The sequence below is a fragment of the Paenibacillus sp. S33 genome (assembly GCF_053615415.1).
Genome location: NZ_JBSIEZ010000001.1, coordinates 5,278,162 through 5,290,946, shown reverse-complemented (window position 1 = coordinate 5,290,946; position 12,785 = coordinate 5,278,162). Strand labels below are relative to the sequence as shown.

Below are 12,785 nucleotides of genomic sequence, written 5' to 3'. Positions count from 1 at the left end.
ATTTTATAAAATGAAAGTGCTTACAATTTAGGGTGTGCGGGATTCTCAGTGCTTGAGGTACGTGCGCACGATATTCACACACAATCGACAAAAGAGGGCGAAAGGGGAGGGTCTGGCATGACAAGCAAAAGGTTCGGAATCATCAGTCTGGTAATGGTTATGATGGCGTCTATGATCGCTGCTTGCTCTGGGAGCTCGGGCAAGGAGCCGGCGTCAGGAGATAGCAAGGAGAAGGTCACATTCACGTATTTTAATGCCACTGCGGGGAGAGACATTAATACCAATGAAACACGGATCGGCAAAATTTTGGAGGATCAGACGGGGGTAAACTGGAAGCTGGAGCATTTGGTGGGTGATTCCAATACAAAGATCGGTACATTTATTGCCAGTAACGATTACCCGGATGTGATAGTACCGGATGGCACGATCGATAAGCTGCTGGATGCCGGGGCTTTTATTCCCCTGAATGATTTGATCGACAAATATGGACCAAATATTAAGCGTGTATATGGACCGTACTACAACTTGATGAAGGCGGAGGATGGGAACATTTACTTTCTGCCGCTAAGTGCGGTGGTAGGCGATTATTTACCTGCGCCTAACTTAGAGCAAGGAGCCTTTTGGGTGCAACGCAGGGTATTAAAAGAAGCGGGATATCCAAAAATCAAAACACTTGACGAGTATTTAGCTCTGATTCGTAACTATGCGAAAAAGCATGCAGATGAGGGCTTGACTGGGTACCTGGCTTTAACCACGCAGGATAGGTTTTATGCTCTTACGAACGCGCCGATGCATCTGGCAGGCTATCCGAATGATGGCGGCACGATTATTGATATGAAAACACACCGGGCCACGGATTATGGAGATATGGAAATCACAAAGCGGTATCTGAAAGAGCTAAATCAGCTCAATGTAGAGGGCCTATTTGATAAATCGTCCTTTGTGGACAATTACGATCAATATTTGGCGAAGCTGACCTCGGGTAAGGTGCTGGGCTTTTTCGACTACCGCTGGCAGGCGGGGCAGGCCCTGAATAATCTGCAGGAGGCTTCCAAGCAATCGGGCAATGATGATATGGAGTATATAGGGCTGCCTGTTGTATACGACCAGAATATAAAGGATCAGTACATTGATCCTTCGTCATTTGTTAATAACCGAGGCATAGGAATTACGGTCAGTGCCAAGGACCCGGTGCGTATCATCAAATTTTTTGACAACCTGCTGACGGACGAAAACCAGATATTATCCAACTGGGGAATCAAGGGAGAAACCTATGATGTAGATAAAAAAGGACGCTTTTACCGGACTGAGGAGCAAATTAAGCAGACTGGTCAGGACGCGTTCCGCGAATCATTTGGGTTCAAATATTTTGAATACAGTTGGCCGCGATACGGTAGCGGTTCTACCCTGCCTGACGGCAACTCGGTTGGCCCCGGACGGCAGCCTGAGGTTGCGCGTATGTCCTACACCGAGGGGGATAAAAAGCTACTAAAAGTCTATGGTGTAGAGTCCTTCTCGCAAATGTTTTCCGCACCTGACGAGCGCCCATGGTATCCGGCCTGGAGTATTCCGATTGCTCAAGGCTCAACAGCGCAGCTCTTCCAGCAAAAGAAGGGGGACCTACAGCGCAAATATTTCCCGCGTTTGGTGCTGTCTGCACCAGAGCAGTTTGATGCGATTTGGAATGAATACACCACTGAATTCAACAAGCTGGATGTAAAGGCGTATGAGGAGCTGATCACGAAGGAGGTTGCCAAAAAAATCGAAAATCCCGGTAAAAAATAAAGGAGGAAGCAGCTATGGGCCACTCGTCACCACCACCTGTCACGATCTCCTCGGATCATTTGCCGCCCTCGCGGCGAACCGGCTTTAGGGGATTTATGCACAAGCTGAATCAGCAACGGGCACTGGTATGGATGTCCGTCCCTTTTTTAATCTGGCTGTTCATCTTCAAGTATTTGCCCATCTGGGGTTGGACGATTGCCTTTCAGGATTTTAAGCCTGCCCGCAAGTTGCTCGATCAGCAATGGGTCGGATTAAAACATTTCCATTTTCTATTTCAGGATGAACACTTTCTGCGGGTCATGCGCAATACACTGGCGATGAGCTTTATTAATCTGGTGCTGGGTTTTGTCACCGCTATAACATTAGCGATTTTGCTGAATGAGCTTCGTCAGATCATGTTCAAGCGGGTCGTGCAGACGGTCAGCTATCTGCCACATTTTATTTCGTGGGTGGTCGCGGCTAGCATCATCAGTACGGCACTGTCTGCGGATGGCGGCATCATCAATGAGGTGCTGATGTGGCTGGGGTTGATTAAGGAGCCTATTCTGTGGCTGGGCGAGGGAAGCTATTTTTGGGGCATTCTCGGTGCATCGGAGGTATGGAAAAATGTCGGCTGGAACACCATCATTTATTTGGCCGCGATGACGATGATTGATCCCTCGCAGTATGAGGCAGCCGAGATGGACGGAGCAGGGCGTTTTCAGCGGATTTGGCATGTGACATTACCGGGGTTGAAGCCTGTATTTATCATCCTGCTCATTATGAACATTGGCAATTTACTGGAATCCGGCTTTGAGCCGCAATACTTACTGGGCAACGGCATGAACGTGGATTACTCGGAGAATCTGGATATTTTCGTGCTGAAATATGGTATTCAGATGGGTAATTTCTCGCTTTCCATTGCTGCTGGGATGTTCAAAACGGTGGTCAGCTTCATCTTACTGTTTAGCGCCAATCATATTGCGAAGCGGTTAGGGGAGGAGAGATTGTTCTGAAGAAAGAGTGAGTTATGGTGGGGGGACGGCCGCTTCGCGTGCGGATTGTTCTTCCGATCGCTGTTATCCCCGTATTTTCTTATTGGAATAAAGATCATAGGTTAAAATCCGGGGATAAAGGCGAACGCTCCGCTTCTTCAGAACAATTCCGCCCGCTCCGCTGCTACCCGCCGTAAAGTCACTTTTTTTGAGAACTGAGGGTAGTGGCAAGGGGAGAGTTTAAGGAAGGCGCGTGACTCGCGCTTCCTTGGGTAAATGTGCCATTATGGTTGGCTCAGCTTCGCTATCAGCCATTAGAGGCTGTTTTTTAGGACTGTGCTATTCGAAGGAGATAGCAGAGGGTGCGCGATCCAAATGCCTAAACTATTTTTTAGAAAGGAGCGGAAGTCATGGGCAAAGGGAAGGCCGTACACGGGCGATTTCGGGCGCCCTCGGATCGAATTTTTGATGCGTGCAATATCGGGTTTATGCTCTGCCTAATGGTGTTCACGCTGTATCCGTTTTTAAATACGCTGGCGGTTTCGTTAAATGAAGCGAATGATTCGATTCGGGGCGGGATCTATTTGTGGCCGCGTGAATTTACGTGGAGTAATTATGAATTTGTGTTCAAGGAAGCGACGATTTTCCATGCTACGCTGATTTCTGTATTACGTACAGTTGTGGGTACAGTGACTTCGGTGTTTTGCTGCGCGATGGTGGCGTACACGATCAGCCGGCCGGAATATGTACTGCGCAAATTTGTTTCAATTGCTTTTATTTTAACGATGTATTTTAGCGGTGGATTGATTCCGAACTTTCTCCTGATTCGTGAGCTTGGGATGCTGGGGACTTTCTGGGTGTATGTCGTGCCGGGATTGATTGGGGTGTTTAATGTGATTGTCATTCGCTCCTTTATTGAGGGATTGCCGGAAGGGATTTTGGAGTCGGCGCGTATTGACGGGGCTGGGGAGTTTGCCACTTTTATGCGCATCGTTTTGCCGCTGTGTGTTCCCGTACTGGCGACGGTGTCGCTGTTTACAGCGGTCGCGCAATGGAATTCCTGGTTCGATGTGTTTTTGTACAATTCGTCATATGAGCAATGGAGCACTCTTCAATATGAGCTGATGAAAATACTGCAAAATTCTAACACGTCTGTTAACACTCAGGACTATGCGAGCCAATTCGCTGGTTCGGAAAATCTGGCGAAGTCGGTCACGCCTACCTCAATTCGGGCCACGATGACGATTGTCGCTTCAGTGCCTATTATTTTAGTTTATCCTTTTTTGCAAAAATACTTTGTGAAGGGTATGACCTTGGGAGGTGTCAAAGGATAGTAACTGAAATCCAATAGTGCCCAATACGAATTCAAAAAATTGGAGTACGGGAGGGATTGCTTTGCGGTCATGTTGGGTTAAGCCTTTTTGTCTGGTACTGGCGGGAGCGCTGTTGTTATCGCCTGTCGGTTGGTGGGGAGCGTCTGTGGCGAAGGCAGCTCCGTCTATAGAACATTCCCCGCCTGTTTCGGATATGGTGCTATCGGCGGGTAGTATCCATAAGACCATTGGAACGTATGGATTTGAGCAAGGAAACAGCGACGGCTGGAAGCCGCGAGGAACTTATACCCAAATTGCATCCGTCACGGAAGCAGCATATGGCGGCACGCACAGTCTGAAGGCAACCGCTCGTACAGCGGCTTGGAACGGGGCGGAGCTGGATGTGAAGTCGCTGTTGCAGCCGGATGTGGAGTATGAAATTAGTGGCTATGTGAAGCTGGATGGTCATTCTGCGGTTCCGAGCATGGTTAAACTTACAGTGGAGCAGCAGCCCACAGGCGGGACTACGACATGGAAGACGGTAGCGCAGACGGAGACGGCGGATACATCGTGGATCAAACTTCAGGGGAAATATACTTTTACCGGGGGGATGGATGCATTGAAGCTGTATGTGGAAAGCTCGAATCCCGCGCAGGCCTACTATGTGGATGAGATAGAAATAACACAGGTATCGAAGAGGCCACCGGAGCCGGCCAATGGTATCGTATCCGGGTTTGAAGATGGTACGGCTCAAGGATGGGTGTCCCGTATGGGAGATGAGACCGTGCAGGTTTCGGACGCCGATGCACGAAGCGGCTCATACAGTCTGCTGACAACAGGCAGACAAAAGACATATGCCGGACCCAAGCTGGATGTGACTGCTACGATGCAAAAGGGCAGCCGATATACGGTCAGTGCCTGGGTGAAGCTGGCGCCGGGTGAGCAGCCTGCCAAGGTGAGGCTCAGCGTACAGCGTGATCATCAAGGGGATAGTGCGTATGAAACTGTTGTAGGCGACACGGCTACTACGACAGGGGGATGGATGCATTTGTCTGGTATGTATACGCTTGCGCATGATGCAGACACTGTTTCTATGTATTTGGAAACGGCAGAAGGAACGTCTTCCTTTTATATGGATGATTTCGAGCTGTCACTTGTACCACCGCTGGCTATTGAAAAGGACATTCCTTCTTTGCATGGATTATATGGGGGACAGTTTAGCATTGGCACGGCGATTGAAGCTTTCCAGACCGAAGGGGCTTACGGAGAGTTGGTACAGAAGCATTTTAACAGCGTCGTTGCAGGGAATGCGATGAAGCCGATCTCCTTACAACCGTCCGAGGGACAGTTCCATTGGGAGGAAGCAGACCAAATTGTGCAGTTTGCTAGACAGCATGGACTGGAAATTCGCTTCCATACTTTGGTGTGGCATAACCAAACTGGGGATTGGATGTTCAAGGATAAGAATGGACAGCCGATGACGCCGACTGCTGAGAATAAAAAGCTTTTGCTGGATCGGCTGGAGACGCATATACGCGCTGTTGCAGCCCGGTATAAAAATGTCATCACCGATTGGGATGTGGTGAATGAGGTCATTGATCCTGATCAGCCGGATGGCATGCGCCGCAGCAAGTGGTATCAGATTACCGGTACGGATTATATTGAAAAAGCATTCCGTGTCACGAGGGAAGCGACGGGTCCGAACGCACGGCTATTCATTAACGATTACAACACGCATGAGCCGAAGAAACGGGATTTTCTGTACAATTTGGTACGTGATCTGCTCGCTAAAGGTGTACCGATTGACGGGGTAGGCCACCAATCGCATATCCGCCTGGAGTTTCCCGCTATTAGCGAGATTGAGCAGTCCATAGAAAAGTTTGCTTCACTTGGTCTGGATAATCAAATTACCGAGCTGGATATGGGTCTTTATTCCAATGATACAGATCGCTATGAAACAATTCCAGAATCTATGCTCATCCGGCAGGCTCACCGCTATCGGGCGCTGTTCGATATGTTTTCAAGACAGCAGGAACATATCAGCAATGTGACGATTTGGGGTACGGATGATGGAAATACGTGGCTTAGCACGTTTCCGATAGCCCGGTTGGATAAACCGCTACTATTCGACGAACGGTTAAAGGCCAAATATGCCTATTGGGCACTTGCTGATCCGTCCAAAGTCCCGCCGTTGCCAGCAGGGAATAACGAATAAATGGTTTGAATACATGCCGGGCTTGTTTTGCCTTATTCTATGCTGTATCGAACGTCGCCTTATACATGCATAAAAGCAGGCTGTCCTTCACATGTGACATGTAAAGGACAGCCTGCATTGCTATCGTAAAGGAATGCACTTTTATTCCAAATTGGCGTGTTGACCAAACATAGATTTGGAGGTCAGCTTGCGCAGATCCATCGTTCTGAGTACCAATGCGTCACCGTACAACAGCAGGGTTTGCTCAAACAATGAGCCCATGGGCTGGATCGTCTGGTAGTCCTTGTTGGACGGGTCCTTGGCCGCACCAGGCAGCTTGACGATGATATCGGCCAGTTTGCCAATGGTGGAACCGGGAGAAGTGGTTAGTAGCGCCAGAGAGGCTCCGAGTTTCTTTGCTTTTTCTGCCATGGAGATCAGGCTTTTGGTTTCACCAGAGCCTGAACCGATAATGAGCAGGTCGCCCTCGCCCAAACCGGGAGTTACGGTTTCCCCGACTACGTAAGCTTGAATTCCCATATGCATCAGCCGCATTGCCAGCGAGCGAATCATGAACCCTGAGCGGCCCGCACCTGCCACGAATACCTTATTGGCAACGGCGATGGAATGGATCAGCTGTTCCGATTCCGTATCACTGATCAATTGTGGAACCAATTGTAGCTCCTTGAGTACCTCAGATAAATATTGAGAGGTTTCCATTGGGGTTAACCTTGTTTGATGAGCTGTTGCATTTGGGAAGCTACAGCCTTTTTGTCGTCCTCGCCAGTGATACCACCGCCGACGATAACCAGATCCGGTTGAGCCTTTACGACTTCAGCCAATGTGCTCAGCTTAATACCGCCAGCCACAGCAGTTTTGGAGTTTTTCACGACTTTTTTGACGGTTTGCAGTGCTTCGAACGGGCTTTGTCCTTCAGCTTGCAGATCGTAGCCTGTATGCACACAGATGTAGTCAACGCCCAGAGCGTCGATTTCTTTCGCACGTTGCTCCAGGTTTTTAACACCGATCATATCCACCAGGATTTTTTTGCCGCCTTGTTTTTTCGCTTCTTCTACTGCGCCTTTGATTGTTGCATCTTCAGCTACAGCCAAAATCGTAACGATATCTGCACCAGCCTCGGAAGCTTTTAGCACTTCATAGCCCCCTGCATCCATAACCTTCAGGTCAGCCAGCACTTTCAGATTCGGGAATGCTTCTTTCATTGCTTTTACTGCATGAAGTCCTTCATTGATGACAATCGGCGTACCGATTTCTACGATATCAATATACGACTCTACTTCTTTTACCAATGCAATCCCTTGCGGGATATCTACTAAGTCTAAAGCCAATTGAAGTTCCATGTTATTAACTTCACTCCTTAAGTGAATTTATATTTTGATGAACAGGTACATGCTCTGTTGAGTATCAATCTATACTTTAGTTTCATGCACAGGTTTGATTGTAAGGCCCAGCTACCCGGTTGAAAAGTACGCACTAATTCGTAACGTAGTTACCCCCACGATACTATAGCATCATAAAAACCATCCATGAGAGAGCCTACATTTTGTCTTCTTTAGCATTATTTCTATAAGGGGAGTCAACTATTCGTAACCGATAACCGTACACAGCAATGTAAGGTTGCAAAAAAAGAAGGTAGTGATGATTGAATTGACTTCAAGTTAGGTTTTGACTATATTTGTAATATAATGGTATACAAAAAATGGAGGCTAAGAGTATAACTACCCTGAAGAGTAGCCGCTGTGCTAAGGGGTAATCGCAATTTTCAGGATAGGGAGGCGGGTTTAGTGGAAGAGGTCCTGAACCAAAGGGAAGCCATTTATTTGTTGTCGGACAGCCACGAACTCGATAAAGCTTGTGAGTTGTTTAGAATCAGCTACACACATAATGATTGGGATGAAGCGAACAAAGTAGCAGACTATCTGCATACGTTGGCTGAAAACCTGTATCACACCCAACTGAGAAATGCTGCAGACGGCAAGTATGAGACATTGGACACCAAACACCCGCTAGTGTTTTATTATGCTTATAGTTATTTGGCGAAATCTATTTACTATCAGAATATGGGCAAGTATGAGGAAGCCAGAAACTATATTATGAAGTATAGCGAAATGGGTTGGTTTATGGGGCTGGATCAGAGCGGTCACGAAGAAGTAGAGAGATTCCGTTTCCTCGCCAAGGCCAATTTATTTACGATTGAATTACTTTCGGGGAGAAGGGAACTTTTGCCTGAGTACGTTCAATTTCTTCACGACAATGACGAGGAGCTACTTCCAGGATTGGTTGGTATTGCCGAAGCAGCTAACCTGAATAATTGGAATATAGACGACCTGCTGAACGATTTTGCCGATGATATTAAGATATTTGAAGGTTATGAAGATAGAGCAAACCGCGTATATTATTTAAAACTGGTCAACCAATTGGCCATTTACCATTTCAAGAAGAAGCAGTACTCCGTTGCCTTAAATTATGTCCTTGATTCTCTGCAATTCTCTGCCAGTGTAGAAGCGGATGCTGATTTCAGGACACTGGTTGCTCTGTTTGAGACTTATCGAGCTTTGGCAACACCATCACAGCAAGAGCAATACCAAACCATTTTATTAAGGGGGCTTCATAATGAAAAAGGCATTAATCTCGGTAATTATGGTCTTGGCGTTTCTTAGTATTGCTCTTCCGTTGGGAAATATTTTGGGAGGGTTAGACCCTGTGATTCCTTCAAATCATGGTGTTTTTTCTTATACTGCTTGAGTCAGAATTAGACCTTCAAGCCCGATAGGGCTTTTGTACATAAAAGGAGCACACTTTTACGCATTTGCGATCAGTGTGCTCCCCTCTTTTATGCCAAGATTTATTTTACGACATACGAAGTCAGGTGACTGGCCAGATGTTGCATCGTTTCACTCGCCTTTTGCATACGCTCCATCACTTCAGTGAAAGAGCCTACCAGAGTCGCCTGCTCCTGAGAAGAAGAAACAATTTGCTCAATTTCCTGCTCCATTTGACGAATGGAGTTCTGTACATCCTTAAGGGCTCCTTCAATATCGACCGTCGCCTTTTTGGATTCTACGGATAGCTTGCGCACCTCTTGAGCGACGATACCAAAGCCTGCACCTGCTTCTCCGACACGCGCGGCCTCGATCGCTGCATTCAATCCAAGCAGGTTGGTTTGATCAGAAATTTCCTTGATGAACACAGCTACCTGATTGATTTTACCCGAGTTTTGTACGGCGATTTGGGTGTTTTTCAAAATCTGTTCACTGGTTGCCTGAAGCTCCTCGGAATGAGCCGCCACATGCTGTACCATATCAATGAGCTGCTCAGTGATGGAGAGGTTCTCGGATACGATTTGATCCAGTTGATTTTTGTTAGTCAAATTATAAGAGGCCGCAAATGCTGCGATGACTTCACCTTTCTCGTCAAATACAGGAATACTGATCATATCAAGAGGAAGCCCTAGAATTTCAGCAGGGATGTGGGTCAGGCTGGGCTCACGTCCATTTTTAAGCATGGCAAAATCTTTATAGTCTTCGAGCAGCTCCGAGCCCGTTTCAAAGCCGAGGTCCATACCCTCCGATTGGGTATACATAAGGACATGAGTGCGGTCGAAGAGAGCAAGAGTCACTTTCTCACGCATAATCTGTTGTATGTAGGGAATGGCTGCAATTAATGCATCTATTGTATTCAAATAGATAACCTACCTTTCTTTACTAGATATATTTTTTATAGTCTCGTATATAGTTGTCGGTCTAAAGACGGATAAAAGTTATAAAGATATTGAAAATTTAAAGGGAAATGAAAGCTTCAAAAAAAAAGGCATACCGTTTCCATTAAGGAACGATATGCCTTCTATTTAATCTTAACGTGTCAGTGCTGTGTATAGGTAGTTCACTTACCGCGTTGCTCGAACAGTTGTGCGATTTCCACAATAACCTTGGTAGCAAGTACCATGTTGTCCACCGACACGTATTCAAACTTACCGTGGTAGTTCTCCCCACCTGTAAAAATATTCGGGGTAGGCAGTCCCATGTAGGATAGCTGTGAACCGTCTGTACCGCCACGAATCGGCTTAATAATGGGTTCGATATTCAGCTTTGTCATTGCTTCATAAGCGACATCGACGATATGCTTGACTGGCTCTATTTTCTCTTTCATGTTGTAATACTGATCTCTCAATTCCAGCGCAATACGGTTTCCTCCATATGCGGCCTGCAGTTCTTTGACTACATTTGTTAAATAAGCTTTCCGGTTTTCAAAGCTCTCGCGGTCAAAATCACGGATAATATAGTATAGCTTAGCTTGTTCTGCCGTGCCTGTAGACTCCAAGAGATGATAGAAGCCATCATATCCGTCTGTATATTCTGGGGCTTCGTTTGCAGGTAACCGACTGTGCAGCTCCATAGCGATTTTGGCAGCGTGGATCATTTTGTTTTTAGCCGTACCGGGATGCACGTTCACACCGTGAATGGTAATATGGGCGGCTGCGGCGTTAAAGCTTTCATACTCCAGTTCTCCGAGCGGTCCGCCGTCTACCGTATAGGCATATTCAGCGCCAAAAGCGGCTACATCAAAGCGTTCCGGTCCTCTTCCAATCTCTTCGTCCGGTGTAAAGGCAACGCGAATTTTGCCATGTTGAATTTCTGGATGGTCAATCAGGTAGTGGATAGCTGTCATGATTTCTGCGATCCCGGCTTTGTTGTCTGCACCGAGCAGGGTGGTACCATCTGTTGTGATCAGGGTGTGGCCTTTATATTGAGTCAGTTCGGGAAACTCACGTGGAGAAAGAACCACACCAAGCGAAGCATTCAGCGTGATATCGCCCCCATCATAGTTCTCCGTCAATTGCGGCTTTACCCCTGCGCCAGTCAGTTCGGTAGCCGTATCGAGGTGGGCGAGAAAACCGATGACGGGAACCTCTTTATCCGTATTGGAAGGAAGGGTCGCCATCACATAACCATTATCATCAATAGTTACGTCTGTCATACCAATGGCTTTCAATTCGCCCACCAAGAGGTTGCCCAATGTGAGCTGTCCGGGTGTAGTGGGGCAAGTGTGGCTGCTTTCATCAGATTGGGTATCTACCTGAACATATGTAGTCAGGCGGTCAATCAGTTCCTGTTTCATGTGTGTATCCTCCTTAGTGTCATTTCTATTATGGTACGTATTTTATCATGATTAGGCTTATAATATGAAAAAAATGGTTGACCCTTTTAGGAATGACGGGTTGTGTTGCACAGGGGAGACGAGTAAGATAATAGTAAAATAAAAGTAAAAATAGAGTAAAACGATTAAAGGAGTCTGCAATGCCTACGTTAAAAGATATCGCCCAGGAGGCAGAGGTTTCGATATCCACGGTCTCCCGAGTGCTGAATTATGATGAAACACTGTCTGTATCAGAGGAAACGCGGCGTAAAATTTTTGAGGTTGCCGAGCGCATGAAATATACGACGGTTAAACGTAAAAATGGCGGTATTGGTCGTCAGCCCCGCAAGAAGGCAGAGGGACCCATCCGGTTAGGTATGGTGCACTGGTTTAGTGCGTACGAGGAACTGGAAGACCCTTATTATCTATCTATTCGGTTTGGCGTGGAAAAAGAGTGCCGCCAAAGTGGGGCGCAGCTGGAGCGTATTTTCAGAAGAGAGGACCTAACTACACTGAAGGCATTATCCGAAGGGCTACATGGACTGATCGTGCTGGGGCATTTTAGCAGCGAAGAGGTAGAACGTATGCTGGGACTGCCCATTCCTTGCGTCTTTCTGGATCATCCGGTAGAGCGTACAGGGGCAGACTATGTGGTCATTGACCTTGCTCACGCTGCGGCTGATGCACTGGATTATTTGATGGGCGCAGGTCATCGCCACATCGGATATGTAGGTATGGGCAAGGATGAGCAGTCCCATGATTCCGAACGAGTCGAGCTAGATGCCCGCTATGAGACGTTTTTGCGGTATCAGGAACAGCACAGGCTATGCACGTCGGATGATATTCATGTGTGCGGAGGAACGGCGGCAGACGGCTTCCGTGCGATGGAAGCGGCTATTCTGGCAGGACCAGAAAACCTGCCTACAGCCTTCTTTGTCGCGAGCGATTCGGTGGCTATTGGGGTGTTGAAGGCACTGGAGCAGCATCAGCTTGCGGTGCCGGAACGTATCTCAATTGTTGGCTTCAATGATATTCCGACAGCGGAATATTTGACCCCATCTCTGTCAACAGTCAAAACGCATACCGAACTGATGGGAGAAACGGGCGTTCAGCTCTTGCTGCATACAGTACGCAACGGTGCAAACGAGGTGGGGCGCAAGGTCATCATTCCGACCGAGCTAATGATTCGCAACAGCAGTGCGCCGCTGCATACCGATGCCAAATAAAATCGACGCTATGGATTTGGACAGCCCCGCCTTCCGGGGCTGTTTTTTGATTATAAAAAGATACAAAAATGGATTGACAATTGTCTTGGAAATGCTTACATTGAACATATATTTATTTTACTAAGTTTTACTCGTC

The 12,785-nt window shown here is 47.2% G+C and carries 10 protein-coding genes; 6 read left to right on the top strand and 4 right to left on the bottom strand.

Features of this window, described 5'->3' with window-relative positions; genetic code table 11:
- Nucleotides 1-117: 117 nt before the first annotated feature.
- The 4 genes from ACWGXJ_RS24035 (at nt 118) to ACWGXJ_RS24020 (ending at nt 6,287) form a co-directional block, all read left to right on the top strand.
- Nucleotides 118-1,785 carry an ABC transporter substrate-binding protein gene (locus ACWGXJ_RS24035; protein WP_254328134.1) on the top strand — a complete coding sequence of 556 codons (1,668 nt, stop codon included), beginning with the start codon at nt 118-120 and terminating at the stop codon, nt 1,783-1,785.
- Between the two features lie 14 nt (nt 1,786-1,799).
- Nucleotides 1,800-2,780, top strand: a complete 981-nt coding sequence (locus tag ACWGXJ_RS24030; protein ID WP_165178022.1) for an ABC transporter permease — start codon at nt 1,800-1,802, stop codon at nt 2,778-2,780.
- 389 nt (nt 2,781-3,169) lie between these two features.
- Nucleotides 3,170-4,093, top strand: a complete 924-nt coding sequence (locus tag ACWGXJ_RS24025; RefSeq protein ID WP_446675223.1) for a carbohydrate ABC transporter permease — start codon at nt 3,170-3,172, stop codon at nt 4,091-4,093.
- A 61-nt stretch (nt 4,094-4,154) separates the two neighbouring features.
- Entirely contained in the window at nt 4,155-6,287 is a 2,133-nt protein-coding gene (locus tag ACWGXJ_RS24020) for an endo-1,4-beta-xylanase (protein WP_452567730.1), read from the top strand.
- 141 nt (nt 6,288-6,428) lie between these two features.
- On the opposite strand, the gene hxlB is transcribed toward ACWGXJ_RS24020, so the two are convergent.
- Nucleotides 6,429-6,986 carry a 6-phospho-3-hexuloisomerase gene (gene hxlB, locus ACWGXJ_RS24015; RefSeq protein WP_069290647.1) on the bottom strand — a complete coding sequence of 186 codons (558 nt, stop codon included), beginning with the start codon at nt 6,984-6,986 and terminating at the stop codon, nt 6,429-6,431.
- A gap of 5 nt (nt 6,987-6,991) precedes the next feature.
- On the bottom strand, nt 6,992-7,627 hold the full coding sequence (gene hxlA / locus ACWGXJ_RS24010; protein WP_013312540.1) for a 3-hexulose-6-phosphate synthase: 636 nt from the start codon (nt 7,625-7,627) through the stop codon (nt 6,992-6,994).
- A 444-nt stretch (nt 7,628-8,071) separates the two neighbouring features.
- Here hxlA and ACWGXJ_RS24005 point away from each other — a divergent pair, with 444 nt between their 5' ends.
- A complete protein-coding gene (locus ACWGXJ_RS24005; protein WP_069290646.1) occupies nt 8,072-8,947 on the top strand; it encodes a DNA-binding protein in 876 nt (291 codons plus the stop codon).
- 185 nt (nt 8,948-9,132) lie between these two features.
- Here ACWGXJ_RS24005 and ACWGXJ_RS24000 read toward each other — a convergent pair whose 3' ends face one another.
- Entirely contained in the window at nt 9,133-9,969 is an 837-nt protein-coding gene (locus ACWGXJ_RS24000; RefSeq protein WP_452567729.1) for a methyl-accepting chemotaxis protein, read from the bottom strand.
- Nucleotides 9,970-10,169: 200 nt separating this feature from the next.
- Nucleotides 10,170-11,405 (bottom strand): peptidase T, encoded by a 1,236-nt coding sequence (gene pepT / locus ACWGXJ_RS23995; protein WP_452567728.1) that lies wholly within the window; start codon nt 11,403-11,405, stop codon nt 10,170-10,172.
- A gap of 179 nt (nt 11,406-11,584) precedes the next feature.
- Between pepT and ACWGXJ_RS23990 the strand changes: the two genes are divergently transcribed.
- Nucleotides 11,585-12,649, top strand: a complete 1,065-nt coding sequence (locus tag ACWGXJ_RS23990) for a LacI family DNA-binding transcriptional regulator (RefSeq protein ID WP_250260137.1) — start codon at nt 11,585-11,587, stop codon at nt 12,647-12,649.
- Nucleotides 12,650-12,785: the final 136 nt, after the last annotated feature.

What these genes read in the sequence shown, in the direction of transcription:
- ACWGXJ_RS24030 (WP_165178022.1), top strand. Translation starts at nt 1,800, where the DNA reads ATGGGCCACTCGTCACCACCACCTGTCACGATCTCCTCGGATCATTTG.
- hxlB (WP_069290647.1), bottom strand. Translation starts at nt 6,986, where the DNA reads ATGGAAACCTCTCAATATTTATCTGAGGTACTCAAGGAGCTACAATTG.
- hxlA (WP_013312540.1), bottom strand. Translation starts at nt 7,627, where the DNA reads ATGGAACTTCAATTGGCTTTAGACTTAGTAGATATCCCGCAAGGGATT.
- ACWGXJ_RS24035 (WP_254328134.1), top strand. Translation starts at nt 118, where the DNA reads ATGACAAGCAAAAGGTTCGGAATCATCAGTCTGGTAATGGTTATGATG.
- pepT (WP_452567728.1), bottom strand. Translation starts at nt 11,405, where the DNA reads ATGAAACAGGAACTGATTGACCGCCTGACTACATATGTTCAGGTAGAT.
- ACWGXJ_RS24025 (WP_446675223.1), top strand. Translation starts at nt 3,170, where the DNA reads ATGGGCAAAGGGAAGGCCGTACACGGGCGATTTCGGGCGCCCTCGGAT.
- ACWGXJ_RS23990 (WP_250260137.1), top strand. Translation starts at nt 11,585, where the DNA reads ATGCCTACGTTAAAAGATATCGCCCAGGAGGCAGAGGTTTCGATATCC.